General features: G+C 50.8%; 24 protein-coding genes. 15 read left to right on the plus strand and 9 right to left on the minus strand.

Annotated elements, in window-relative coordinates; all coding sequences use genetic code 11:
* Window positions 1–85 precede the first annotated feature (85 nt).
* On the plus strand, window positions 86–784 hold the full coding sequence (locus AS151_RS15470; protein WP_071517967.1) for a hypothetical protein: 699 nt from the start codon (window positions 86–88) through the stop codon (window positions 782–784).
* An 87-nt stretch (window positions 785–871) separates the two neighbouring features.
* Here the strand turns inward: AS151_RS15470 and rpmA are convergent, their stop codons facing one another.
* The 3 genes from rpmA to rpsF all read right to left on the minus strand — a co-directional run bounded on the left by rpmA (window position 872) and on the right by rpsF (window position 2,146).
* Window positions 872–1,168, minus strand: coding sequence for a 50S ribosomal protein L27 (rpmA, locus tag AS151_RS15475; protein WP_071517968.1), 297 nt, complete (start codon window positions 1,166–1,168; stop codon window positions 872–874).
* Between the two features lie 55 nt (window positions 1,169–1,223).
* On the minus strand, window positions 1,224–1,652 hold the full coding sequence (rplU, locus tag AS151_RS15480; protein WP_071517969.1) for a 50S ribosomal protein L21: 429 nt from the start codon (window positions 1,650–1,652) through the stop codon (window positions 1,224–1,226).
* A 137-nt stretch (window positions 1,653–1,789) separates the two neighbouring features.
* Window positions 1,790–2,146, minus strand: a complete 357-nt coding sequence (gene rpsF, locus AS151_RS15485) for a 30S ribosomal protein S6 (RefSeq protein WP_071517970.1) — start codon at window positions 2,144–2,146, stop codon at window positions 1,790–1,792.
* Window positions 2,147–2,429: 283 nt separating this feature from the next.
* Between rpsF and AS151_RS15490 the strand changes: the two genes are divergently transcribed.
* The gene (locus AS151_RS15490; RefSeq protein ID WP_071517971.1) at window positions 2,430–3,212 is read left to right on the plus strand and encodes a fumarylacetoacetate hydrolase family protein; all 783 of its coding nucleotides are present in this window, start codon (window positions 2,430–2,432) and stop codon (window positions 3,210–3,212) included.
* A gap of 29 nt (window positions 3,213–3,241) precedes the next feature.
* On the opposite strand, the gene AS151_RS15495 is transcribed toward AS151_RS15490, so the two are convergent.
* Genes AS151_RS15495 through AS151_RS15500 form a run of 3 tightly spaced genes read right to left on the minus strand, consistent with a single transcriptional unit; the run spans window position 3,242 to window position 4,120 of the window.
* On the minus strand, window positions 3,242–3,721 hold the full coding sequence (locus AS151_RS15495) for a Tic20 family protein (RefSeq protein WP_071517972.1): 480 nt from the start codon (window positions 3,719–3,721) through the stop codon (window positions 3,242–3,244).
* 37 nt (window positions 3,722–3,758) lie between these two features.
* Window positions 3,759–3,920: a hypothetical protein gene (locus AS151_RS22220; RefSeq protein WP_170861419.1), complete on the minus strand. Its 162-nt coding sequence runs from the start codon at window positions 3,918–3,920 to the stop codon at window positions 3,759–3,761.
* Window positions 3,917–4,120 (minus strand): hypothetical protein, encoded by a 204-nt coding sequence (locus tag AS151_RS15500; RefSeq protein ID WP_071517973.1) that lies wholly within the window; start codon window positions 4,118–4,120, stop codon window positions 3,917–3,919. Before AS151_RS15500 ends, AS151_RS22220 begins: the two co-directional genes overlap by 4 nt.
* Before the next feature lie 274 nt (window positions 4,121–4,394).
* Here AS151_RS15500 and glyA point away from each other — a divergent pair, with 274 nt between their 5' ends.
* The 6 genes from glyA (at window position 4,395) to AS151_RS15530 (ending at window position 13,416) form a co-directional block, all read left to right on the plus strand.
* Window positions 4,395–5,678 carry a serine hydroxymethyltransferase gene (gene glyA, locus AS151_RS15505; RefSeq protein WP_071517974.1) on the plus strand — a complete coding sequence of 428 codons (1,284 nt, stop codon included), beginning with the start codon at window positions 4,395–4,397 and terminating at the stop codon, window positions 5,676–5,678.
* 152 nt (window positions 5,679–5,830) lie between these two features.
* Window positions 5,831–6,949, plus strand: coding sequence for an MraY family glycosyltransferase (locus AS151_RS15510; RefSeq protein ID WP_071517975.1), 1,119 nt, complete (start codon window positions 5,831–5,833; stop codon window positions 6,947–6,949).
* Window positions 6,950–6,978: 29 nt separating this feature from the next.
* On the plus strand, window positions 6,979–8,229 hold the full coding sequence (locus AS151_RS15515) for a competence/damage-inducible protein A (protein ID WP_071517976.1): 1,251 nt from the start codon (window positions 6,979–6,981) through the stop codon (window positions 8,227–8,229).
* A 572-nt stretch (window positions 8,230–8,801) separates the two neighbouring features.
* Window positions 8,802–9,248 (plus strand): type II 3-dehydroquinate dehydratase, encoded by a 447-nt coding sequence (aroQ, locus tag AS151_RS15520; protein ID WP_084639629.1) that lies wholly within the window; start codon window positions 8,802–8,804, stop codon window positions 9,246–9,248.
* A 100-nt stretch (window positions 9,249–9,348) separates the two neighbouring features.
* Entirely contained in the window at window positions 9,349–10,245 is an 897-nt protein-coding gene (locus tag AS151_RS15525; RefSeq protein ID WP_139240690.1) for an ADP-ribosylglycohydrolase family protein, read from the plus strand.
* Between the two features lie 447 nt (window positions 10,246–10,692).
* On the plus strand, window positions 10,693–13,416 hold the full coding sequence (locus AS151_RS15530; RefSeq protein ID WP_084639630.1) for an HDIG domain-containing metalloprotein: 2,724 nt from the start codon (window positions 10,693–10,695) through the stop codon (window positions 13,414–13,416).
* A 29-nt stretch (window positions 13,417–13,445) separates the two neighbouring features.
* Here AS151_RS15530 and AS151_RS15535 read toward each other — a convergent pair whose 3' ends face one another.
* Both AS151_RS15535 and AS151_RS15540 read right to left on the minus strand, forming a co-directional pair.
* Window positions 13,446–14,858 carry an adenylate/guanylate cyclase domain-containing protein gene (locus AS151_RS15535; protein ID WP_244533039.1) on the minus strand — a complete coding sequence of 471 codons (1,413 nt, stop codon included), beginning with the start codon at window positions 14,856–14,858 and terminating at the stop codon, window positions 13,446–13,448.
* Between the two features lie 279 nt (window positions 14,859–15,137).
* A complete protein-coding gene (locus AS151_RS15540; RefSeq protein ID WP_071517980.1) occupies window positions 15,138–15,593 on the minus strand; it encodes a hypothetical protein in 456 nt (151 codons plus the stop codon).
* Window positions 15,594–15,836: 243 nt separating this feature from the next.
* Here AS151_RS15540 and AS151_RS15545 point away from each other — a divergent pair, with 243 nt between their 5' ends.
* The 3 genes from AS151_RS15545 (at window position 15,837) to AS151_RS15555 (ending at window position 19,212) form a co-directional block, all read left to right on the plus strand.
* On the plus strand, window positions 15,837–17,018 hold the full coding sequence (locus AS151_RS15545; RefSeq protein ID WP_071517989.1) for an aldo/keto reductase: 1,182 nt from the start codon (window positions 15,837–15,839) through the stop codon (window positions 17,016–17,018).
* Between the two features lie 54 nt (window positions 17,019–17,072).
* Window positions 17,073–17,885: a lipase family protein gene (locus tag AS151_RS15550; RefSeq protein WP_071517990.1), complete on the plus strand. Its 813-nt coding sequence runs from the start codon at window positions 17,073–17,075 to the stop codon at window positions 17,883–17,885.
* A 121-nt stretch (window positions 17,886–18,006) separates the two neighbouring features.
* Entirely contained in the window at window positions 18,007–19,212 is a 1,206-nt protein-coding gene (locus AS151_RS15555; protein ID WP_071517981.1) for an argininosuccinate synthase, read from the plus strand.
* A gap of 294 nt (window positions 19,213–19,506) precedes the next feature.
* Here AS151_RS15555 and AS151_RS15560 read toward each other — a convergent pair whose 3' ends face one another.
* Window positions 19,507–20,049, minus strand: a complete 543-nt coding sequence (locus AS151_RS15560; protein WP_071517982.1) for an HNH endonuclease — start codon at window positions 20,047–20,049, stop codon at window positions 19,507–19,509.
* Between the two features lie 917 nt (window positions 20,050–20,966).
* Between AS151_RS15560 and AS151_RS15570 the strand changes: the two genes are divergently transcribed.
* The 4 genes from AS151_RS15570 (at window position 20,967) to AS151_RS15585 (ending at window position 24,847) form a co-directional block, all read left to right on the plus strand.
* Entirely contained in the window at window positions 20,967–21,908 is a 942-nt protein-coding gene (locus AS151_RS15570; protein WP_071517984.1) for a response regulator, read from the plus strand.
* A gap of 53 nt (window positions 21,909–21,961) precedes the next feature.
* Window positions 21,962–22,639, plus strand: coding sequence for a bifunctional demethylmenaquinone methyltransferase/2-methoxy-6-polyprenyl-1,4-benzoquinol methylase UbiE (ubiE, locus tag AS151_RS15575; RefSeq protein ID WP_071517985.1), 678 nt, complete (start codon window positions 21,962–21,964; stop codon window positions 22,637–22,639).
* 103 nt (window positions 22,640–22,742) lie between these two features.
* Window positions 22,743–23,972 (plus strand): DUF445 family protein, encoded by a 1,230-nt coding sequence (locus tag AS151_RS15580; RefSeq protein ID WP_170861420.1) that lies wholly within the window; start codon window positions 22,743–22,745, stop codon window positions 23,970–23,972.
* A gap of 260 nt (window positions 23,973–24,232) precedes the next feature.
* Window positions 24,233–24,847, plus strand: a complete 615-nt coding sequence (locus AS151_RS15585; RefSeq protein WP_170861421.1) for a chorismate lyase — start codon at window positions 24,233–24,235, stop codon at window positions 24,845–24,847.
* The last annotated feature ends 140 nt before the right edge of the window (window positions 24,848–24,987 follow it).

Below are 24,987 nucleotides of genomic sequence, written 5' to 3' on the forward strand. Positions count from 1 at the left end.
AATCTTCAAGAAAGATGGCTACGACTATCAAGTCAACAAAAGTCAATTATTGTCCAGTAAATAACCTATTAGGAGGTAGCAGATTATGAAATGCGATCGCATTTGGCAAAAATTTTTCCTAGGAGCCGCTGTTGTCGGTCTCACGGGATGGATTTGGGAAATGGCACCGACGGTTGCCCTCAATAATAGCAGCGATCGAGGCACATGGGATGCTGCCACCCCAACGTTAGCACAACAACCTACCGCTTGCCCTGGTGGAGGGCGTGGTCGCGGTCGTGGTCCCCATCACGGTCGCGGTCGCGGTCGCGGACCCCATCACGGTCGCGGTCCTGGCAACGGTCCTGGTCGTATGTACAATCCAGCAACTGTCGAAACGATTCGCGGTACGGTTAGGGAAAAACTGACCTATACCCCCAATAATCGCAATTGGGGAGGGGGAGGAAACCAAAATCAAACTAGCACTATGCCACAAGGAATTCATTTGCGGTTGCAACCGTCTAATGGTTCCCAAAGCGAGACAATGCTCGTGCGTGTGGGTCCATCTTGGTATCTCAATGAAGCTGGGATGCCTTTGGAAGCTGGCTCGCGCATTGAAGTTACCGGGTCGCGCGTTAATTTTGCCGGTACGGAACAAATGGTAGCCTCCCAAATTCGCCATCAAGATCGGGTGGTAACGCTACGGGATGAAAATGGCATTCCCCAATGGCGCGGATCTGGATATAGAGCGGGCAACCGAGGATGCTGGCGGTCACCATCCCCACAACCGCAGCAACCATCTCAATAACCTGCTCGAACCAAAAATTCCTGCGATCGCAGGCGTCGCGATCGCAGGAAGGAACGTTCACAAAATATTTACAAATCTTCACAAATCTCAGCGAGAGGCTGCTGGCAGTTCCGAGATTGCGCCAGTTTCTGGTTGCGGATAAACGCTAATTTTTTTCTGACTTCTGCCGCGGCGTTCAAAAGTAACGACACCATCAATGAGGGCAAAGAGGGTATCATCATTACCGCGACCGACATTTTTTCCCGGATGGAATTTGGTTCCCCGTTGGCGGACCAAAATATTGCCAGCTCTGACTTGTTGACCGCCAAAACGTTTGACGCCTAAGCGTTTTGAATTTGAGTCGCGACCGTTACGAGTACTACCGGTTCCTTTCTTGTGAGCCATAGTTTCTCCTTAAAATCCCTAGCGGCAAAAGTTAGACAGCTATTGTCAAGCCGATTTATTCGGTTGTGGAATCCGTCGCTTCTACCATTTCCGGCACTTCCGATTCTGTCAGTTCGGTTGCTTCAACTTCACTAGCAGGTTCGGTTTCTGCCTGTGCCAGCGTTTCCCCATTGAGGCTGATGGATTGCACGAAAAGGCGCGTCAAGTCCTGACGGTGCCCTTGCTTCCTCCGGTAATTCTTTTTCCGGTGCATTTTGAACACAATAATTTTGCGTCCGCGACGCTGTTCCAGAACCTTTGTTTCCACCGTAGCACCTTCTACCGTGGGTTGACCGACATGGGTAGTGCCTTCGTGTTCCACCAGCAGCACTCGGTCAATGGTGAGGGCTTCGCCTGGTTCTAGGTGCAGTTTTTCCACATCGTAGAATCTACCGGGTTCTACGCGCAGTTGTTTGCCACCGGTTTCGATAATTGCGTAAGTCATGGTAAGGATAGAAATTTGCCGTACAGGTAGCTGGCTGCCTGCTACTTCTTCGCCAGCATTTGATTTTTCGACCCGATCCGAGCAGTAGCAAAAGCCAAATTTATATTACTACCACATTTTTGGTCAATTGGCAAGGGCTAGCTGGCTGCCTCGGCGGGGGTTTCGCCGGGGGTTTCCGTTGTATCTGTTTCGGAACTCGCTTCGGGTTTTTCTTGCTTGACCGTTAGGTAGCGGATGACCTCTTCGCTAATGCGCATAGCGCGTTCTAGGGGAGCAACTTCTTTGCCTTCCCCTTCGTAGTTGAGTTGAATGTAAATGCCTTCGCGATGTCGTTGGATTTCGTAAGCCAAACGTCGTTTGCCGCGATGTTGGCTTTCAATGGCTGTTGCCCCCTGTTCGCGTAGGATGTTTTCGTATTTCTCGATGGATTGTTGCACCCGTTCTTCTCCCAAGTCGGGGCGCAGGATGTACATGGTTTCGTAGTATCTTGTCATGAAAGTTCCTCCCTTTGGTCTGAGCGGCTGCTTCTGGCGGTCAAATCGGACGACCGATGGGTAGAAACAGCAAGGATGTACGACATAGCAAGCTTTTAATTGTACACTATTTTTAGTTCTTTTCCAAGGAGCGCATTGAATTCCCAAACCATCTGGTATGTTTGATATCGTTCGTTTGTATTTGATTGGTTTTGCCCGTTCCCCGCGGCATCGAGCGGAGAGCTAGGGACGCCAACTCCCGCACACGCCTTGAGATTGGCACGTATTGGTGTAAAATTGATTGATGGTACAACGCTACGTTCGAGTCAAAACCCCAGAGGAAAAAATTTACTACGGTTCCTTACAGCCAGATTTAGGGGTCAAGGTGCTAGATGCCCCGCCCTGGATGAAAGGACAACCCACCGAGTTGCAGCTGGAAGCGGATGCGTACGAACTGCTGGCCCCTTGTCGTCCTTCCAAAATCGTAGCGGTGGGAAAAAACTATCGCCAACACGCTGAGGAAATGGGGGGAACGCTACCACAAGAGCCGCTGTTGTTTCTCAAACCGCCTACTGCCGCTATTGCTACCCATGCTGCCATTCACTATCCGCCGCAGTCGCAACAGGTGGACTACGAAGGGGAGTTGGCACTGATTGTGGGGGATACTTGTGTCGATTGTCCCCTAGAAACGGCACCGGCAAAAATCTGGGGATACACGATTGCCAACGATGTAACGGCTCGGGATTTGCAGCGCCAAGACAACCAGTGGACGCGTGCCAAGGGATTCGATACCTTTTGCCCCCTCGGACCTTGGATCGTGCGGGAAATCAGTCCGGGAGCACAGTTGCAAACTTTTATCAACGACCGGGGTGAACCGGTGCAATCCGCTTCCATTGAAGAAATGGTGTTTGCGCCGGAGCAATTGGTTGCCTACATTAGCCAAATTATGACGTTGCTGCCTGGCGATGTAATTTTAACCGGAACGCCGGCGGGGGTGGGACCCGTGCAAATTGGCGATCGCGTGCGGATAGAAATTGAGGGGATTGGTTCTTTAGAAAATCATGTGGTAGCCAAACCCAGTAGTTAAAAAGCGATCGCCGCCCTGGCAAAACCAGCTTAGCGTACTTGTAGGTAAGCCGCATCGGAAATGGTAGGAATTTCCGCATACAACCCCCGCAAAGATTGCGCAATGCTAAACACCACAGCTGCCACCACACCGAGGAAAATCGTATTGGCCAGCGTTTCCAGGAGCAATTGGTTGCCAATGGGTTGGATCAAAAAGCGCACCAGCAAGCTGGCCAAAAAGAGAGCAATATCCAGCAAAATCGCCTGCATAGTATTAAAGCGGATAAAATGAGCGATATTGGTATTTCGAACCACCAAGAAAATTAATAACAGAAACGCAATCAGCGGTGCGAAAGGAACGCTGGCGTATAGTTGAATGAGAGGCGCTAGGGGAACAAAGAAAATACTCAAAAAGGGAAATTGGCTTAAAAGTGGTTGGCTAAAGCGTACCGTCACCTCTAAAAGAGGCAATAAATAGGGAAGGCAGGCAAGAATCCGTTGTCCTGGAGTGGTCGATTGTCGCCAGGTCATGAGTGTTTCTCCTCAACGTGTAAAGTAAAAAAACTTGTTATCTACAGATTTTACAATAACGCAGATGGCAGTAGATTTCAGCGATCGCTTCTCCTGGAGACAAAACAACTCCCCGACCCCAGGGAACGCCACTCATTCCCACACTACGCCCTTCCCCCAACTTTCTCGACTTCAACGCCAGCAGAGCCACCTTTTTCATAAAGAATCAATGGATGCGATCCGAAAACCCATCTGACACTCAAACTGGTCCGCCTGGTGTTCGGTCAACTTGCGAATCGGATGTCCGCAACCAAGCTGTCCGTGGCGCCAACGGGGTTGACCGTGTTCGTTTGCCATGAGACAACTCGAACAGACTTTTTGTGGGGAAACAATTCGATCGTCCATTAAAATAACCAACATAACCCGTTTCTCCTCGATTGGATGACAAATTTTTGGTTTAATTCCATTGTAATCCAAGGCAAGAGGGAGATTCGGGCAGGGAAAACCAAGTATACAAATCTAAAAAGTGGCTGTCCCCAACGAAATCGCATTTGTTCCGAACGGAAATAGAGGTATAGTGAAACCCTGGGGAGCCAGCACCGGCGCTGGGGAAAAACGAGCCATAAAGAAGGTTTGACCTGCAATAGACCCATCGCGTCGGTCGTGACGAATTCAAGACGGAGGAAGAAACTCTGTGACTAAAACCAACTTAGATTTTCTAGGCGAAACCGATCCAGTAATTACCGAACTGCTCGATAAAGAACTGCAACGCCAACGCCAACACTTAGAATTAATTGCCAGCGAAAATTTTACATCTGCTGCGGTTCTAGCCGCTCAAGGTTCCGTACTAACCAATAAATATGCAGAAGGCTTGCCTGGAAAGCGGTACTACGGCGGTTGTGAATTCATCGACGAAGTAGAGAGTTTAGCGATCGATCGCGCCAAAGAACTGTTTGGTGCCGCCCATGCCAACGTCCAACCGCACTCTGGCGCCCAAGCCAACTTTGCCGTATTTTTAGCCCTGCTCAAGCCAGGAGACACCATCATGGGGATGGATCTGTCCCACGGCGGACACCTAACCCACGGTTCTCCTGTTAACGTTTCCGGCAAATGGTTCCACGTGGAACACTACGGTGTCAACGCCGAAACCGGACAGTTGGATTACGACGAAGTGCGGGCTTTAGCCAAAAAACACCAGCCCAAAATGATTATTTGCGGCTATTCGGCGTATCCGCGCACCATTGACTTTGCCAAATTCCGGGAAATCGCCGACGAAGTGGGAGCCTATCTGCTAGCAGACATTGCCCACATTGCTGGTTTGGTAGCCGCCGGTCACCATTCCAACCCTGTTCCCCACTGCCACGTGGTCACCACCACCACCCATAAAACCCTGCGCGGTCCTCGGGGTGGTTTGATTTTGACCAACGATCTGGAACTTGGGAAAAAATTCGATAAAGCGGTCTTTCCCGGCAGCCAAGGCGGTCCTTTAGAACACGTCATTGCCGGAAAAGCTGTGGCTTTTGGGGAAGCATTGCAGCCGGAATTTAAAGCCTATGCCGCCCAAGTCATTGACAATGCCAGGGCTTTGGCCGGTCAGCTGCAAGAACGGGGATTGGATACGGTTTCCGGTGGCACCGACAACCACTTGGTTTTGGTAGATTTGCGTAGCATCGGCATGACCGGCAAACGGGCCGATCGATTGGTGAGCGAAGCTAATATCACTGCCAATAAAAATACCGTACCGTTCGATCCGGAATCTCCCTTTGTGACCAGCGGTTTGCGTTTGGGAACGCCAGCAGTAACCACCCGGGGCATGGGCACCGATGAATTTATCGAAATTGCCAATATCATTGCCGATCTGCTGTTGAATCCCGAAGATGAATCGGTAAAATCTGATTGTCGCCAACGGGTAGCCAATTTGTGCGATCGCTTCCCACTTTATCCCCATCTCAGTATGCCTGTGGCCACTCCTGCCTAAAAAAATCCCCAGAAGGCATTTCCCTTTCGCTAGCGGGTCAAAGGCCGGTCAAAACGCTGGCTTTTCCCCGTTTGTCGGCATCGGCATTTTTCCCTCCTTGTGGTTACAATTGAGTTTGCTGCCCAGCTTGGCCCGTTCGTTGCCCTTCACCAATGCCTCAAGAGATTTATCACTTAGTTGCTTTCCTAGTATCCAACCTGGTGGTACTCTGGAGTACCCCCCTGGTGAAGCATATCGGTATGGCCAGCGGCTATGTAGACCTGCCCAACCGGCGGAAAGTTCACCAACAACCCATCGTACGTTTGGGGGGCATATCCATTTTTGTGGGTACCTTGGTAGCTTTGCTCATGGTTTGGTGGATGGGGGGATTTGTCGATGCCCAAGGAAACCTTTTAGGTCCAAAAGCCGAATATGAAATTTGGGGCGTGACCATTGGCGGTCTCGCCTTCTTTATCATTGGTCTGGCAGACGATTTATTTAATCTATCTCCGTTCACCCGTTTGCTGCTACAAACCGTTGTGGCTCTTTTGGCTTGGACGGTGGGAGTACGGATTGAGTTTATTAGCAATCCACTTTCGGGGGGATTGCTCATGCTTCCCGACTGGCTGGGGGCAGTGGTGACAGCCGTTTGGTTGGTGGGAATGGCCAATGCGATTAATTGGATTGATGGGGTAGATGGATTGGCAGCTGGGGTATCGGGAATTGCGGCGGTGGTGATGCTGGTGGTGAGTCTGTTTATGGAGCAACCGGCAGCCGCCTTGATTGCTGCGGCTTTGGCTGGTGGGGCTTTGGGATTTTTGCGCTATAACTTTAACCCCGCCCAGATTTTTATGGGAGATGGGGGCGCGTACTATATGGGATTTACCCTGGCTGGGGTCGGTGTGATTGGACTGTTGAAAGGTACTGCCGTGACGGCGGTTTTGCTGCCGTATGTAATTTTGGCTTTGCCCATCGCCGATATGTCAACGGTAATTATCTCTCGTTTGAAAAGCGGGAAATCGCCCTTTCTGGCAGACCGCAGCCATTTACACCACCGGTTGCTGGCGGCAGGACTGTCGCAAAGGTTGACGGTTTTGTTTATGTATGCTTTAACCCTGTGGCTGGGGGGATTGGCGCTGGCTTTTTCGGGAGTGCCCAGCGGTCGTGCCTATGCTCTGGCGGCAACGCTATTGCTGATCTATACCAGTTGGAAGGTATGGCAACGGGTACGCTGTCAGAGAAATCGAGAACAAGGGACTCCTGGCAAAAATGAAAGCAAGAATCGCAAGTGATTGTGGTGTAGGTCAGGGGAAAATTTATTATGGCAGCGGAAGTAATTTGTGTCGGAACGGAATTGCTGCTGGGAGAGATTCTCAATACCAATTCTCGCTTTTTGGGACAGCAGCTAGCAAAGTTGGGTATTCCCCATTTTTATCAGACGGTGGTGGGGGATAATCCCCAGCGGTTGAAAAATGCGATCGCGATCGCTTGCCAGCGCAGTTCAATTTTAATTTTTACCGGTGGTTTGGGACCCACCCCAGACGATTTGACGGTAGCCACCCTGGCAGAGTTTTTCGAGGTCCCCCTAGAAGAACGGGGGGAAGTTCTGGAAGATATCCAGCGCAAATACACAGCCCGCGGGCGTTCCATGTCTGAAAGCAACCGCAAACAAGCGTTGTTGCCCCAGGGAGCAGAGGTACTGCCCAATCCTTTGGGAACCGCCCCGGGGATGATGTGGCAGCCGCAGCCGGGGCTGGCGATTTTGACCTTTCCCGGGGTGCCGCGGGAAATGGAGCGCATGTGGCACGATACGGCGGTGGATTTTTTGCGATCGCTGGGTTGGGGCCAAGAAGCGATCTACAGCCAAGTGCTGAAATTTTGGGGGATTCCCGAATCGACTTTGGCAGAAAAAGTGGCGGATTTGCTAGCCATGGACAATCCCACAGTTGCCCCCTATGCCAGCATGGGAGAAGTGCGGTTGCGGATTTCCGCGCGCTCGGCGAGCGAAGCCGAAGCACTGCAACTCATCGAACCGGTTTCTCAAAAAGTACGCGAAATGGCCGGTTCCCACTATTTTGGCAGCGACGAGGAAACCCTGCCGGCGGTGGTAGTGCGGCAGTTGCAAGAGCGCGGGGAAACAGTTGCCGTGGCGGAATCCTGTACTGGTGGGGGGATTGGTGCTACCCTGACGGAAGTGCCTGGTGCCTCGGCAGTGTTTTTGGGGGGAACGATCGCCTATAGCAACGAGGTCAAACGCCATTGGCTGCAAGTCTCCCCAGAAGATTTGCAAACCCAGGGCGCGGTTAGTGCTCCCGTAGCCGAACAAATGGCGTTGGGGGTGCGAGGCAGTTTCGGCAGCCATTGGGGCGTGAGCGTGACGGGTATTGCCGGTCCTGGAGGCGGTACGCTAGAAAAACCGGTGGGATTGGTGTATATTGGGTTGGCAGCGCCCGATGGTAGGGTCAAAAGCATCCAACACCGTTTTGGGGAAAATTCCCAACGCAACTGGATTCGCCACGCCAGCGTGCGCTATGCTATCGACCATCTGCGCCGGGCCATGCTGTCTGGGTAGATCGAGGCGAGATTTTCTCGGGGATTGCCGCCAGCCAGTTGGAAATCGTGGTTGCCTTGGCCAGCGCCCTGGGCGCCCGGAGGTTTGTGCTAAGATCGATGACAATAGGAATCTGATTTTCTGAAAATGGTTTTTGGTTTCTGAAAAACCAGACCCATACGCGATCGCTGTCGATCCCAGAAGGCAAGCCAGCCCTCGATCCCCAAAACCGAAAACTAAAAAGAAATTTAAGGAAAATTTTGTGTGGTGCGATTTCGGTGGGCAAACAAACCTTGCGATCGTTCGTTAAGATCGAAAGTAGAAACCAAAAAAATGGCAGACGTATGGTCCGACTGCCTGGCTAGATAGCCAACCGGTTAGCTAGCTTGTGTTTAGGCATCAGTTAAGGAGCTGTTGGTTCGATGGACTACTTGGAAAACGTGCTAGACAAAATTACGGAATGGGTTCGCAAGCTAATTGAAGCGCTCCGAGATCCAGAAACACAACCGGAGCCAGAACCAATTCCAATTCCTGTAGACGATTGGAGCTATCGTCGTCGGTAAAGCACGCGCGATCTGGAGCTTCTGCGTATTTTGCTGAAAGTTTTCGTACTGCACGGTCCTAACTTAAACCTCCTGGGAAAACGCGAACCAGGTGTATACGGTCATGTGACTTTAGAACAGATCGACGAGTGGTTGAAGCAAGAGGCGCAGCAGCTTCAGATACAGCTAGAAATTTTGCAATCCAATCATGAAGGGATCTTAGTCGATGCCATTCAAGGGGCAAAGGGTCAGTACCAGGGAATTTTAATCAACCCTGGTGCCTACACCCATACCAGCGTAGCCATTCGAGACGCGATCGCGGCTGTAGATTTACCCACGGTTGAGGTGCACCTCAGCAACATCTATCGGCGCGAGGCCTTTCGCCATCACTCATATATTGCCCCAGTCGCTATCGGTCAAATTAGCGGTTTGGGAACGGATAGCTACCTGTTGGGGCTACAAGCTTTGGCGAATTACCTGCGCCGTTCGCCATCTTAAATGCCAACCCCACCATCGCGTCTGAGCTACGCTCCCCTTCTCGTTCTACCCGCCCACCAGCGGCGGGATTTCCCAACTTCCAGGACGTTTTCATGAGGATATGCCCAAATCCCTAGTCAGTCGATTTTCAGGAACCTTCTTGGCAGCGGCGATCGGAGACCAATTCGGCCGCCAAGGAGGTTCCCCTGGCGCCGTACCTGGAAAAGAAGATGCGGCCGCCCCGTTGGCAGGCGGTCGGGAAGTGATGGCGCTGGTTCGCCAGCTGGTCGCCCAGCCAGGATGGCATCCACCGAGCGATCGCTGCCATTCTCCCCTAGCTGCAGTGGTTTTGGGATTGTGGTTCCACGACGACGAGCGCCGTTTGATCGCCGCCATTCCCGAGGCACTGGAGAGCGGTATTGAGGGTCTAGTGGTGGGATGGGCGATCGCCAAAATCCTACAAGGCAACCTGGCACCCACCATCTTTTTGGGAGAACTGGAACAGGCACTGGCTACCTGGCAACCAGAAGCGTCGCTGCCACCAACTTTCAAAGTCCTAGGGAAAGCATTGCAAAAGCAAGACTCCCTAGAACAAGCTCGCAGGCGTCTTGCCAAAAACAGCCCTTCTCAAAGCACAGCCGTCTCCATGGCACTGTTTTGTTTTCTCAGTACGCCAGATTTTCCCGCTCTATCCATTCGCCGCGCCATCCACGCCCACCACGAAGCTGCCCTGGTAGGGGCACTAACAGGAGCTTTCTGTGGGGCTTACAACGGTACAGCCCCATTGCCCGTAGGATGGGAAATGGCTTTGCGAGAAACCCCTCTAGAGCAACGATGGGGGGTAGATTCCCCAAGAGCATTGCAAAGCTGGGGGAGGCGTCTGCTGGCGGTTTGGGGTGGTGCTTCCCCCGCTCGTGCGGCCACCATGGTCCCTTTGTCTTCTGAGGAGGCAAGCAGCGATGGTCCCCCTACTGCCACATTTCCCACGGTAGCCGCTGCCGGGCAGTTGCGTTTTTAGCTCCCCTTCCCAGCCAATTTCCCGCAAACGCCAACGAATTTCCCGAAGGCGTTTTTTTTCTATACTGGGCAAGTAGGAAATAGATAGTTTTCTCCCCTAACCGTTATTAGTATAATTAACGCTAAGCAGGCATTTGGTTCGATGCCCAACTGTCTGCGAACGAATAAAAACCATACTTGACCAGCGTTCGAGCTCCCACGAGCGGTTATAACGCCACGATCGATCTCTAGAAACCACCACCGAACGCACTAAAAAAAGCGAGTTGGATATCGTGCAGGATAGGCGTTTGCGACTAGAAAAAAACCAGACTCAGTGGGTTTGCGACCAACGGACTTTCCCCCCAACTGGGGAGAGTAAAACTCATTCGCCGTGTCGTGTTTTGGGCGAATCCAGCGAACCACGGTTCGTCTCCATCGGAGGCGGTTTTTATACGCTCGGAGGTTTTAAATGAAAACTCCGATTTGGCAAATCAGGCAGCTAGCAAAATGGCCGAGCATCGCTGCCAAAATTGTAGGCTTGTCCTACTTGGCAAGCTCCCAGCATTCATCGCCACAAGAGCGCCCTGTTTTTTCGTCGAAAAAAGCCACCTCGGCGGTCGAGAAAAACCAATCCCCGACCAAAGGAAAGAAAGGGAAGTCACAGGCCAATTCGGGGCATCAAATCCCCCTACACAAGCGCCGCCAGCATACGGGGAGCTCCGATACGACGCCCAATCGTGGGGGGCATTTGTCTCCCAAATCCAGACGCCGCCAATCGCAGCGGCTCGGTTCGCCGGTATTTGCATTTCTCGCGATCGCTTGTTTGACCGGAGCCATTGGGCATCGTTTTTACAACCAACCCAAACTCGGTGTCGGTACAGAGGCACCGCGGACCATCGTGGCACCAGAATCCGCTCAAGTGGTGGATAAAGCCACCACCGAAGACCGCCGTAGAGCTGCGCGCTTTGGTGCGTTTCCCGCCCTCACCATCGATACCACCGTTAACGAACAAATCCGCAAAGACCTCAACCGCCTGCTAGAGCAAGCCAAGCAGCTACGAGATATTGCCGGCTCTCTACCTTACGTTTCCACGACCGTCCTGTCTTTGGAAACACAACGGTATTTGCGTTCTGCCAGTGGCTGGGAGTGGAACCAAATTCTCAAATCGCTGCCCCCCGCCGCTAGCGAACCGGCAGCACCACAGACCGAGGAAGCCCCCAACCGCCAACCGCCCACAACTTCTCCCAAAGACGAGGAGGCATTGGTCAACGACTTGCGAGAGCGAGCCGTCACCGGTTTGTATCGCGGTTTAAGTAATATATTGGGCAGTGCCAGGGATGGGGCTGTGGAACCGCTGCGGGAACAGTCGCAAATCGCCCTAGAAGCCCTCAAAAACGCCCACCAACAGCGATCGCCCGCCGAGTTTCGTGCCCTGCTCGAAGACATCGAACAAGCGCGGCAGAGATATTTTCGCGCCCTGAGCGCCCTTTCTCCCAACACCAGTACGGGCATCCCCAGCATTTACGATGCCCGCTTGTTAGAACTTTCTGACAAAACCTGGGAAAAAACCCAGCAGCAAATCGAACAAACCGCCACCGAGATTCTCACCCAAGGCATCCCCCCAGGCTTGCCCGACCGGATTTTGCGGGAAACTGTCCAAATGCAGGTGCAACAGTGGGCTTCTTCCCCCGCTGCCGAAATCGCCAGCAAAATTTTGCTGCAAGTTTTGCAACCCAACCTGGTCAAAGACGAAGAACAAACCCGACTGCGCGCCGAACAAGCCGCTCAAGCTGTGGAGCCGGTGGTGGTTTCAGTTCGCGAAGGGGAGACGATTGTAGAAGCGGGAGAAACCATCACCGAGGCAGATTTTGTGCTGCTGGACCGCTTTAATCTTACCCAACGGGGCATCAACTGGAACGGCTTGTTGGGATTGGGCGGTGTGGTTGCTGCTGCCGTGGGCGTTTACCTGCTGGTAGAGCGTAAATTCTACCGCCGCGCCCGCCGCCGCGATCGCTTTTTAATCTTAATTTTAAGTTTGAGCGCCCCCTTGTTGGGAAGCATTGCCCCTTCCTTTTTAAGCTTGCCCGCCATTGGTCTGCTTGTGGGTAGCTTCTACGGTTCCACCCTCGGTGCCACCGTAGTGGCTCTGCTCACTGCCGTGTTGCCCATTGGATTGGAAATCGATGTTAGCTACTTGCTAGCTGCTGCTGCTGGCGGTCTGGTGGGGTCCATTGCTGCCGGCAAAATGCGATCGCGCGAAGAACTGGCCCTGCTAGGCTTGGGAGTAGGCGTTGCCCAAGGAGGTGTCTACCTCGTGGGTGCCCTCATTGCCAGTGCCACCGCCGAAACCGTTTGGTACACCCTCGGAACCACCTCTGCCATGTACGGCTTGGCTGGCTTGGCTTGGAGCGTTGTTGCCATGGGGGTTAGCCCCTACCTAGAACACCTGTTCGACCTGGTTACCCCCATTCGTCTGGCAGAATTAGCCAACCCCAACCGCCCCATGTTGAAACGCCTGGCAGCCCAAGCACCAGGAACCTTTCAGCATACCCTCTTCGTAGCTACCCTGGCAGAAGCCGCCGCCAAAGCCCTCGGTGCCAACGTCGAATTGGTACGAGCTGGCACCCTCTACCATGACATCGGCAAAATGCACGACCCCCAAGGCTTCATTGAAAATCAAATGGGCGGTCCCAACAAACACGATCGAATCAACGACCCTTGGAAGAGTGCCGACATTATCAAAAAACACGTCAGCGAAGGTTTGGTTATGGCCACCCGCTGCCGCCTGCCCAAAGCCATTCGCGAATTCATTCCCGAACACCAAGGCACCATGCTGATTGCCTATTTCTACCACCAAGCCTTGCAACGTGCCAAAGAAGACTCTTCCCTGGAAGTCAACGAAGCGGATTTTCGCTATCCGGGGCCCATTCCCCAATCTCGGGAAACTGGTATTGTGATGCTGGCTGACTCCTGCGAAGCAGCCTTGCGTTCCTTAGAAGATGCTACGCCAGAAGAAGCCCTCACCATGGTGAAAAAGATTATTCGCGCTCGTTGGCAGGACAATCAGTTAATTGACTCCGGCTTGACCCGCGACGAACTGAGCAAAATTGCAGAAATTTTCGTTCAAGTTTGGCAGCAGTTCCACCACAAACGCATTGCGTATCCCAAAGCTGCTTTAGCCGCGAAAAAATAGAAAATCATCATAGATGGTCCTCGATTTCTTTATGGGGGAGAAATGCGATCGCTTTTTCTGAGCAGCAGCCAATAGGTGACCATTTCTCCCTTTCCCTTGACAGCAATTTTGCCGCGTTTTTCCAAATGGTAATCCTCTCGCAAGCATTCGTAGGTACTTGCAGTTACTTGGATACCACCAGCAACCCCATGGGATTCCATGCGAGAAGCCACATTCACCGTATCTCCCCACAGGTCGTAGATAAATTTTTTCATGCCAATTACCCCAGCAACCACAGGACCGGTGTTGATACCAATTCGCAGCTGGCAAGCTTCTTGATATTTGCTAGCAAACTGTTGCATTTCTTGCTGCATCGCCAGCGCCATTTCTGCCACAGCTTGGGCATGCTGGTCGGAATGAGTAGGCAAACCACCAACTACCATGTAGGCGTCGCCGATGGTTTTAATTTTTTCCAATCCCCACTTTTCCGTTAGACGGTCAAATCGAGAAAAAATATCGTTTAACATCATCACCAACTTTTCTGGTGGTACCCGCGTCGAAAGTTCGGTGAAACCCACAATATCGGCAAATAAAATCGTTACTTCGGTAAATTCATCGGCAATCGTTTGCTGCCCTTGTTTGAGGCGTTCGGCAATGGGTTCGGGGAAAATATTTAAAAGCAAACGTTCGGATTTTTCTTGTTCTTCCCGTAGGGAGTTTTCTACAGCCTTGCGTTGTTCGATTTCAGTATAAATGCGATCGAACATTTCTTGAAAAGCAGCCATCACTTCCCCCAGTTCGTCATTGCTTCGCATGGAACTAGAGTAGAAATTGACTTGCTGTCTTTGTTTGTTCAAAGCAGAAGCAGCCGCTTGTAAATCGTTGCGTAGTCCTAAAATCGGCGCGATCGCTGTTACCCCCAAAACCACCATCATCACCAGCGTGACAAATACTGAAATCAAAATCACCAAAATCGCAATGCGAATGGTATAAAAAATCAGCGCTCGTTCTATATCGCTAGCATCGTGGCGAATAATCAAATTATAATCTACACCCAAATAATTGTGGGACCAGCCAATATCGTAACGCTGTTCGTACCAGTGTAGTTGGCGAACAATTTGCTCTCCCTGCAACTCTTGCCAAGAAATTTCTGGTTTTTCTCCCAAAATTTGAATTTGTTCGCCATTTTTGCGGTAAATGGCAATTCCCGAGATGGCTGTTTTTTGAAAATTGCTTTCCACTTTGGCAAGCAACATGGGTTCTAAATTGGCTGTGGTTTGCGCGTTAGCTAACCAATTTACCAAAATCGCTGTAACCTCTTCTAGCTGGGAAAGCAATTCCCTTTGGCGTCGAAAATAAGAAGGGATAAAAATGGCGGTTTCGATGGCCAAAATACTGGCAAAAATCCACAAAACAATTTTCCGGGATAGTTTTGCCTGCCAAAAAGTTGCGACTTGGAGCAAAATTCTCTTACTAAGTTTCAAGGTATTTCCGATCCAACAGGACTGGAGGGCAAGATTGACTGCTATTTCTAAAAAATAACGAGTATCTTAAATTCTTCATTTTTCTTGGTATTGCGCTTTGGAATACTCTCTAATCAAAAATTACGCTCCTACAAAAGTGCTCGACTATTTCTTGCATTTTTTAAGAAATAGAAACTCCCTGATGGTGGTTTGTGGGATTTGAGAACGAAGCGAGAAAACGCCATCGTTTCCCCGCTTCGTTCTCAATGGCAATATTGTTTACTCGCCAAATAATTCCTGTACAGTTGCCTGATGTTCGGGGCAGTAGTAAACCGAACTGAGAACAATAGAAATGCCCAGATATTCCCCGAGAGGTCGCTGGTTGAGCTGCAGGTCTTCCGTATCCATGGTTTGTACGATATTACTGAGCAAACCGCCAGCCAAATCTTCCACCGTGGCAACACCATTTTCTAAAAGCTGGCAAGATTTTTGAGCCGTTGCTATGTGGTCAGCTTCGCTGAATTCCTCCCGAGCTAGGGATAAGGCTTCCTCATAATCTTCCCGCTGCAAAAAATTATAGAGACTTTGGATGTACTCGCGGGCAATCGCTTCTGCTTCGGTTGTGTTTTGGCTGGGGGTGGGGGCATTTTGCGTCCAACCAGTGCGCGCCGTTCCCAATAAAGTGGCGGCAAAAACAATTGGCGTAGCCCAGAGCGCAAACTTGTTTGCAATCATTGACAATTTCCTGAAAGGAGTGGGTGATGATGCTACTAGATTACTGCTTTTTCTAGGAACTTGTCTGCCCTAGAAACAGCCAAAATGCTGCTAAAATGTACCAGTTGGTGCCAAGCAAGCAGCGATCGCGAAGTTTTGGCAATTGTCACCAAAATTTTCCCACCGTTGGCATAAAACCCGTACTATCCTAGGAAAGACGCTGCCGTCAAATTGCGAAAACCAGCTATCGAAACCATTTCAACCATGCAATACCGACGATTTGGACGCACGGAACTTGCCATGCCCGTCTTTTCCTGCGGCGGGATGCGCTATCAATATTCCTGGAAAGATACTCCAGAACGGGAGATTCCAGCAGACAATCAAAATAATTTAGCCGCCACCATTCATCGTTCTCTGGAAGTAGGCATCAACCACATCGAAACAGCGAGGGGATACGGCACCTCGGAGGTGCAACTGGGTAAGATTTTGCCGCAACTTCCCCGCGAAGAACTGATTGTACAAACCAAAGTTCCTCCCAAAGCAAATCCGGCAGAGTTTCAAGAAACCTTCGAGCAATGCCTGCGGTATTTAAATTTGGATTATGTAGATTTGCTGGGGATTCACGGCATCAATACTTACGAATTGTTGGCAGAAACCGTGCGACCTGGCGGTTGTTTGGATTGCGTGCGCCAATGGCAGGCACAGGGAAAAGTACGATTTGTGGGATTTTCCACCCACGGACCGACCGATGTTATCCTCAAAGCGATCGCGACCGACCAATTCGACTACCTTAACCTGCACTGGTACTACATCAACCAAGCCAACTGGCCAGCCATTGAAGCTGCCAGGCAGCACGACATGGGGGTTTTTATTATCAGCCCTTCCGATAAAGGGGGCAAATTGTACCAGGCACCGCAGAAACTGGTAGACTTGTGCCATCCCCTATCTCCCATGGTATTCAACGATTTGTTTTGCCTGAGCCATCCCCAGGTGCATACCCTAAGTTTGGGTGCCGCCAAACCCAGCGATTTTGACGAACACATGCAAACTTTGCCATTGCTGGAGAAAGCCGACCAAGTGCTAGCCCCCATTTTAGAACGGTTGCATCAGGCAGAAATCGAAGCATTGGGAGAAGATTGGGTGAAAACCTGGCACGTCAACTTGCCCAGCTACGACCAAACGCCGGGAAATGTTAATATTCCTGTCATTTTGTGGCTGCGGAACTTAGCGATCGCCTACGATATGGTGGATTATGCCCGCATGCGCTACAACCTGCTCGGGAAGGCCAGCCATTGGTTCCCCGGACAGAAAGCCGACCGAGTGCGCGAACTGGATTTAAGGGATTGTTTGGCTGCCAGTCCCCACGCCGATAAAATTCCCGAACTGTTGGTCGAAGCCGACCAAATGCTAGGTGGAGAAGCCGTGCAACGTCTTTCCCGAAGCTAACGGGTTGTGGCGGGCGAACCATTCTCTCGTTATTTATTTTTTTTTCAACGAGCCATGGAATCTTTTACCTTTGACGCCCATACCACTACCTACAGTCCCATCAATGCCCTCTGGCTGGCCAAAGCTTCCCAACTGGCTTACCAAAAAGAACCAACCATTCAACAACAAGTAAAACAATGGGGATTTGCTAAATTCTTCTTTATCGGAGATGACGCCACCGGTGCAGAAGCTTGGATTGCCGGTAAAGAAGACATTATTTTTGTGGTATTCCGCGGCACCGACGAGGCGGAAGATTGGCGAACCAACACCCGTTTGGCGCAAACCTTATGGAAAACGCGCCAGGGAGAAGAATCGCCGTACTATCCCAGCGGTATGGTACATCGGGGATTTGCGGCGGCATTGGACCGCATTTGGTATCCCATTTCCGAGCGGGTCAATTGGTTTCGCGACCAAAACCAGACGCTTTGGGTGAGCGGTCACAGCTTGGGTGGGGCGTTGGCTAGCTTGTCGCTGGCAAGATTTCGCGAAGAAAATATCGATGTGCGGGGGGCGTATACCTTCGGGCAACCGCGCGTCTTTAACCGCCGATTTGCCAAACAATTGGATGCCGATTTTCAATCCAAGTATTTTCGTTTTGTCAACAACAACGATGTCATTTGCCGGGTACCTTTTCTCTTCAACTACGCCCATGGGGGAACGCTGCGCTACTTTAACGCCCAAGGGCAGTTGCTAGAGAACATGCCTTGGTGGCAGCGGGCTTTCGATCGGGTGTACGGTCGCTTTTTGGATTTGGGAGAACCGGGAACGGATGGTTTTAAGGACCACGACATTGAGTTGTATATCCAAAATCTGAAAAAAAACCTGTAGGTGGGGATATTTTGGCTGTTGGCGGTTAAATGTAGAGAAATCTATACATTCAGACCATAGCCAGGAAACGACGTTGGGTAGATAATGAAAATTCGGTGTACCTATTTATTTGGAGTGTGTCATGGCTCGTGCCAAGAAAGTAGTACTGGCCTATTCGGGTGGCGTGGATACGTCGGTTTGCATTCCCTACTTGAAAAATGAGTGGGGGGTAGAAGAAGTCATTACCCTGGCTGCGGATTTGGGTCAGGGGGATGAGTTAGAACCGGTACGCAAAAAGGCGTTTCAAGCGGGTGCTAGCGAATCGTTGGTGGAAGATGCCCGGGAAATTTTTGTGCGCGACTATGCGTTTGATGCCATTCAAGCCAATGCCATGTACGAAGACCGCTACCCGCTTTCGACGGCGTTAGGCAGACCGTTGATTGCCAAGTTACTGGTGGAGGCGGCGGAAAAATACGGTGCCGATGCGGTGGCACACGGTTGTACGGGAAAAGGCAACGACCAGGTACGCTTTGATGTGGCTATTGCGGCTCTCAATCCCGATTTAAAGGTTTTGGCACCCGCACGCGAGTGGGGTATGAGTCGGGAGGCTACCATTGCTTATGGAGAGCGTTTTGGCATTCCGGCACCGGTGAAGAAGTCCTCGCCTTACAGTATCGATCGCAATATTTTGGGTCGCAGTATTGAAGCAGGGTCTTTGGAGGATCCGTGGGTGGAACCGCCGGAAGAAGTGTTTGTTATGGCCAAGCCTATTGCCGATACACCCGACGAACCGGAATATGTGGAGGTTGGGTTCGAGCAAGGAATTCCCAAAACGGTGAATGGTAATGCTTGCGACCCGGTGACGTTGGTGACGCAACTCAACGCGATCGCGGGACGCCACGGTGTCGGTAGGATTGATATGATGGAAAATCGCCTAGTGGGCATCAAATCCCGAGAAATTTATGAGGCACCGGCGCTGATGGTTTTAATTCAGGCACACCGGGATTTGGAGAGTTTGACGCTTACCGCCGATATTACCCAGTACAAACGGGGCATCGAACAGACCTACAGCCAACTGGTGTACAACGGCTTGTGGTACAGTCCTCTGAAAGAGGCTTTGGATGCTTTTGTGCGCCAGACCCAGGAACGGGTATCCGGTACGGTGCGTTTGAAATTGTTTAAAGGTCATGCCACAGTGGTGGGAAGGCAATCTCCCAATTCCCTGTATGCGGCAGATATGGCGACTTATGGGGAACAAGACCAGTTCGACCACAAAGCCGCCGAAGGATTTATTTATGTTTGGGGCTTGCCTACCCGCATTTGGTCGGAACAGCGCCGCCGTTCTTGACACGCTCACGAATTCTATTCGTGAGATTCTCGCTTCGTTGGGTGTGCCTAGATGAACTCGCGAAGAGAGTTAGCCCCATCCCCGGCGAACAGGGATCCTCGACGAGCATTTTTCCGCTCTATTCCGGACATATTTGAATGCAATTGTAGCACATTTTGACGGCGGCGACCGCCGCACGGGTCGCTTGTCCTCCCTGCTGGGGAAGAGGCAGGGCTTTCAAGCTCCCGTCTTTTTTCGTAAATTGGTATGCATGGGGAGGAGCTTTTCCATGGCAACGCTCCGGAAAATCTGGTGTTATGCCTCGTTGGGCTTGGGTTGCATGGCTTCCCCTTGATGTCGCCAGAACTCTTCTGCAAAAGCTAGGACTGGGTGAACTGGTGCCTTGGGCTGGGTGCGTAGGGGCATTTTGGCTTCTTCTGGGGTGCGGTTGCCTTTGCGACCGTTGCACGTGGTACAAGCGGTAACCACGTTCTCCCAGGTGTCGGTGCCGCCGCGGGAACGGGGCAGAACGTGATCGACGGTAAGATGTTTGGTACTCCCACAATACTGGCAGGTATGACGATCGCGTTTGAGAACCTCCCGGCGGCTAACCGATGGGGCTTTCCACAAGCGATCGCGGTTGCTGGTGGTCAAGCGAATGTATTCCGGTACCTGCAGAACCAAGCTGGGGGCATGGACCGTCCAAGTGGTGGTGGCAGAGCTCATAAAATGAACGGGTTCTGCTTTGCCCGCCAGCAACAAAACGATCGCCCGTTTGATGTTGATGCGGGTTAGGGGAAGGTAGTTGGCGGAAAAGACGACCACCGAATGTCCCAGAACGTTGTGCGTGCAACTCAAAGTGATATGCCTCCTCGCTGGTTTTGAAGTTTTGGAGGTAGATGCCTTAGCATCAAATCCCGATTGGCTGCCAAAGGCAATGATTTGCCCAAGGGAATGGATTGGGCACAGGAAAGGAAAAACGATGTGGGGGACTCGAACGTGCTAGGATAAAGGGTCTGCGATCGCTCGCTTGGTTTTTGGGGAACGATAAACCAACTGGCGTCCCTACCCAGAACCAGCTGTTGCCCGTAATCCACGCCATATGCTCTCCCAACACCCTGCCATGCGATCGCCCGTTGGATGGCAGCAGAGGCTCTCCCTGGCGTTGGTGGCCAGCAACGACAAAAACGGCTACGGCCACCCAAGGAGTGCGCTCTGCCAATTAAACCGATTCTAGCGCAAATAATACATCGATACTACAGGAAATGGCGTTTTTTGTTCCCTTCCAAAAGGGAAAACTAGTCATGAAAACCATAAAAAAATATAATCTTCTTAGATATTCAGGGGGCAACTAGTCATTCGCGCTCAAGGTCAATCTCTCGATCGAGGCACCCCGGTAGACTTTTTGACGGTCCATTCCCTGTGCCCGGATTTCGCCGTTTTGGGCACTAGGTAGAAACCTGTTATGGTAGGGAACAAAAGCACCAGTCCCCTTTTGATTTGATCCGGATACCGGTCTGGCCAAACTGGTTGAAGCACACAGCGATGCCAAAGTACATCCAGCCGCAGGGATGCTTTTCCCCAAAAATGGTTGGTCAATTTCACCAGGCACCACAGGGAAGTTTGGGAAATCTCCGTACATCAAGAAAAGTTCCCCAGGATTCGCCCGCCAACTCAAGAGAAATGCCAACGAGGCTGCATTGTGAATTTGTAACCCGGACATCCCAATCACCAAACCCATGCTGAATGGAGGAAGTAGCAGATGAGGAAATTCTATGGATAATGTTATTCAAGATTTAGAGGAAATTAAAAGCCAGCTGAAGAAAGCCATGCGATCGAAAAAGCCCAAAATGTTAGTCGTTGATGACGAACCAGATAACCTAGACCTGCTTTACCGCACTTTCCGGCGGGAGTTTAACGTATTTAAAGCCGACAGTGGCGTTAGCGCTCTAGAAATTCTCAAAGAACAAGGAGAAGTAGCGGTAATTATCTCCGACCAACGCATGCCGGAGATGAAAGGCACCGAATTTCTGAGCAAAACCCTCTCGGAGTTTCCCAATACCGTTCGGATTATTTTAACGGGATTTACCGATATTGAAGACTTGGTAGAAGCGATCAACTCCGGACAGGTTTACAAATACATTACCAAACCCTGGGACCCCAAAGAATTAAAAGAAGTGGTGCAAAATGCCGCCCAAACCTACAGTTTGATTCAACAAAGAAGCGAAGAATTGCTGCGAGCACAAGCCCACACGCAACTGATGGCAGCGATTCTCCAAGTTGCCCAGCAAGCCAACCAGCCCGAAGATTGCCTCGACCCCATCGCCAAAGCATTCGCGGAAAATTTTGCAGCCGATAGTGCCATTTTGCAATTGGTAGAAGGGCAAGAGCTAGCCACGGCAGGCACCTACAATCCCAACCAAATCGATCTGAGTTGGCTGGCAAACGATCCGTTGGTCGAACAAGCACGCACCCAGCACCAAATTAAGGTCAGTGCCAACATTGGCAGAGATAAAGAACTTTCCCAGCTAGAACACTATCAAAATACAGGGATTCAAGCACATCTGGTCGTACCCATTCTTTATCGGGAAACCCTGCTGGCAATTCTGGCTTTGCAATGGAAAAAAACCGCTCCCATTAAAGAAGAAGAATTGGATACGATTTATTTAGCCTGCCAGCAAGTGGCTCTGACTTTAAATACGGTACGCAACAGCTAGCAGGAAAATTCTCTTATCTTGGGAAAGCAAAAATTGTCTCTGCACCTGGGCTCATGAGTGTCAAACCCCTATTCGACCGTATTGCCCCTGTTTACGATCGCTTGAACGATTGGTTTAGTTTCGGTCAGCATCGGATTTGGAAAATGATGGCGGTGAAATGGAGTCAGGCAGGTGTGGGGGATACCTGTTTGGATTTATGCTGTGGCAGTGGCGATTTAACGCGATCGCTAGCATGGCAAGTAGGAGAAACCGGACAAGTCTATGGTGTAGATTTCTCCTGGGAACTGTTACAAGTAGCTCGCAAAAAGAGTCTGGGCTATCCGAACATCTCCTGGATCGAAGCCGATGTTCTCCATTTGCCCTTTGCCGATTGTTTCTGCGACGCAGTTACCATGGGCTATGGCTTGCGCAACGTAGCCGATATTTCGGGTTCGCTGCAAGAAATCCACCGGGTTTTGAAACCAAACGCAACAGCTGCCATTTTAGACTTCCATCGCCCTGACAGCGGGTACATGCGTCAATTTCAAAAATTGTACTTGCAAACCATTGTCGTTCCCATTGCCACCCAAATGGGATTGGGAGAAGAATATGCCTATCTTGCCCCCAGCATCGAGCGTTTTCCCAACGGCAAAGAGCAAATCAACATCGCCTTGCAAGTCGGCTTTGCCAACGCCGTTCACTATCCCATAGCAAACGGTATAATGGGAGTGCTGGTCGTTACAAAACGATAAATTTTTCTTTCCTTCCACTCAGTTGCTTTTCGCTGTGCAGCGCAAAAACTGGGTTGGCTGAAAACTCGCTCGTGTAGCAAGCAATTTTCGATTTAGCATAGCTTTGGATCTATCTACACTTTGGCTTTTGGTGGCACCACCGGTGGCGGGCGGCATTATTGGCTACTTTACCAACGATTTAGCCATTAAGATGCTGTTTCGCCCATACAAACCGTGGTATCTATTCAAACGAAAATTACCCTTTACCCCCGGTTTGATCCCCGCCAACCAAGACCGTTTGGCGAAACGGGTCTCCGATACCATCATGGGGTCGCTGCTAACCCCAGAAGAAATTCAAAACTTAGCCCGTCGCCTGCTACAAACCGAACGCACCCAAGCAGCCATTCGCTGGCTGTTGCAAATGGCGTTGGAGCAGGTAAAGTACGATACCAACCAGAAAACCACCAAAATCCTCGCCAACATCCTGCGCGATTTGACTGGGGAATCCATCCCCAACCTGCTGAAAGTGCTGGCGCGTCGGGAGGATTTTCTCAAAGACCAGCTCAATCAAATTTTCGATCGCGTTTTGTTGGAGTTTCAGCTCAACGAAGCCCAAGCCCAACAATTAGCAGATTGGTTGTTGGATGTAGCCCTAACACCGGATACAATTCGTTCCACGGTGGTAGATTTCCTCACCGATCGCAATATTGCCATTATCGACGATAACTTTCGCGAAAAATCCCACGGCACCTACTGGGTGGTTGCCAATTTATTCGGCTTGCGCAATGCCTTAACCCGACTGCGCAATTTCTGTCTGGATGAAAAAGAAACCGCCAATGCCTATCTCGCCGATTGGATGCAATCGCTACAAATTCGCACCCAACTGAAAAACTGGTTGCAAGATTTATCCCTGCAAAACTTACCCGTGTCTACGGTGCGCCAGTTGCGCGCTACCATGCGCGAGACGGTTCGGAGTTACTTGCAGTCGGAAGGTGCTTCCTTGCTACAAGGGCTCAGCTATTCGGTGGATTGGGAACATGCCGCCCAATTGCTGTTGACTCGATTGCAGTCTTCTGCTATTATGGAGTCTTCTTTGGATTCTTTGAGCAAGGAACTGGCCTTGGTCTTGGACCGTTATTTGGAGCGGGATTTAGAAACCATCGTCGCCAAAGCCATTCCGATTTTAAATATCGACCAAGTAATTGTGGATCGCGTCAATGCCACTCCTGCCCAGGAATTGGAATCTTCTATTCAGGGGATTGTCAAAACCGAACTACAAGCGATCGTCAATTTAGGTGGGATTCTGGGAACCGTGGTTGGTTCCATGCAATCTGTTTTGCTTTTCATACGCTAGCCACCTCTGGTAGCCATGCGGCACCACAAGCAAAAAAAACCCCTGGCGGATAACCAGGGGCAGTCTCTCAGGGTGCATCTACCATTCTCGTTTTCGCCTATTATTTTTCTACATCAGGAAAAAACAAGAGAAAAAGTAGGAGAACTTCGAGCGAGCATCTCCCATGCCCCCATACTCCTCCGTTGGGTGCCTCCAAATCCAAAGGACGCTATCATAGATCCTATAGATGTTAAGTTCCATAAAGGCGATTGGCTGCGACGTTGAGACCCACAAACCAAGCCACCTTTGAAACCACTTGGCATGCCCTCGATCCAATTTGGGAAGGTGGCGAAGACATAGTAAAAACGGGATTGCCCCATTCCACCTTGGCACCGGCTTGGCAAATTTTAATTTTGGGAGATGGTTCGCCCACCCGCCATTTGCGCTTGCTAACGGGGGAACCCACAGAAGTGGATGTGATTGACATGTCTCCCATTGGCATGAATCTCGATGGGGCACCTACTTCCATTGAAAAAATTGACCCGCCGCGTTTGCGCCGTCAGGTTTGGTTGCGTACTGCCTCCGGGCAACGATTGGCATATGCCACCTCTTGGTGGGAAGTACGCCATGTAGACGAATATTTACAAAATCGCTCGATTCCAATTTGGGACAATCTTTCCCGCTTGCATGCGGAATTATACCGCGATATCCAAGGACTTCACTACGGTCGTTCGGAGGCTTTGGAGAAAGCTTTTGGCGAACAGGGACCGTTTTGGGGACGTCACTATTTATTTTGGCACCACGGCAAGCCCCTTACCTTGATTTACGAAGTGTTTTCGCCGTATTTGCAAAAATATTTAGGTCCGGTACAAAAGCCACCAGAAGCAACAGAGTGACTTGCCCAATATTTTGCTCTGCTACTTCCTAATAGGTGATTTACTGGACAATAATCGACTTTTATTGACTTGATAGTCGTAGCCATCTTTCTTAAAGATTGGCTGGATGTGATTACGGGAGACACTGACTATCTTTCCAT

Origin of the sequence: Geitlerinema sp. PCC 9228, assembly GCF_001870905.1 — a bacterium.
In the GTDB taxonomy this organism is placed as follows: domain Bacteria; phylum Cyanobacteriota; class Cyanobacteriia; order Cyanobacteriales; family PCC-9228; genus PCC-9228.

Coding starts and splice junctions, on each gene's coding strand:
- AS151_RS15470 (WP_071517967.1), top strand. CDS start 86: ATGAAATGCGATCGCATTTGGCAAAAATTTTTCCTAGGAGCCGCTGTT.
- rpmA (WP_071517968.1), bottom strand. CDS start 1,168: ATGGCTCACAAGAAAGGAACCGGTAGTACTCGTAACGGTCGCGACTCA.
- rplU (WP_071517969.1), bottom strand. CDS start 1,652: ATGACTTACGCAATTATCGAAACCGGTGGCAAACAACTGCGCGTAGAA.
- rpsF (WP_071517970.1), bottom strand. CDS start 2,146: ATGACAAGATACTACGAAACCATGTACATCCTGCGCCCCGACTTGGGA.
- AS151_RS15490 (WP_071517971.1), top strand. CDS start 2,430: ATGGTACAACGCTACGTTCGAGTCAAAACCCCAGAGGAAAAAATTTAC.
- AS151_RS15495 (WP_071517972.1), bottom strand. CDS start 3,721: ATGACCTGGCGACAATCGACCACTCCAGGACAACGGATTCTTGCCTGC.
- AS151_RS22220 (WP_170861419.1), bottom strand. CDS start 3,920: ATGAAAAAGGTGGCTCTGCTGGCGTTGAAGTCGAGAAAGTTGGGGGAA.
- AS151_RS15500 (WP_071517973.1), bottom strand. CDS start 4,120: ATGTTGGTTATTTTAATGGACGATCGAATTGTTTCCCCACAAAAAGTC.
- AS151_RS15510 (WP_071517975.1), top strand. CDS start 5,831: ATGCCTCAAGAGATTTATCACTTAGTTGCTTTCCTAGTATCCAACCTG.
- AS151_RS15515 (WP_071517976.1), top strand. CDS start 6,979: ATGGCAGCGGAAGTAATTTGTGTCGGAACGGAATTGCTGCTGGGAGAG.
- AS151_RS15525 (WP_139240690.1), top strand. CDS start 9,349: ATGCCCAAATCCCTAGTCAGTCGATTTTCAGGAACCTTCTTGGCAGCG.
- AS151_RS15530 (WP_084639630.1), top strand. CDS start 10,693: ATGAAAACTCCGATTTGGCAAATCAGGCAGCTAGCAAAATGGCCGAGC.
- AS151_RS15540 (WP_071517980.1), bottom strand. CDS start 15,593: ATGATTGCAAACAAGTTTGCGCTCTGGGCTACGCCAATTGTTTTTGCC.
- AS151_RS15545 (WP_071517989.1), top strand. CDS start 15,837: ATGCAATACCGACGATTTGGACGCACGGAACTTGCCATGCCCGTCTTT.
- AS151_RS15550 (WP_071517990.1), top strand. CDS start 17,073: ATGGAATCTTTTACCTTTGACGCCCATACCACTACCTACAGTCCCATC.
- AS151_RS15555 (WP_071517981.1), top strand. CDS start 18,007: ATGGCTCGTGCCAAGAAAGTAGTACTGGCCTATTCGGGTGGCGTGGAT.
- AS151_RS15570 (WP_071517984.1), top strand. CDS start 20,967: ATGGATAATGTTATTCAAGATTTAGAGGAAATTAAAAGCCAGCTGAAG.
- ubiE (WP_071517985.1), top strand. CDS start 21,962: ATGAGTGTCAAACCCCTATTCGACCGTATTGCCCCTGTTTACGATCGC.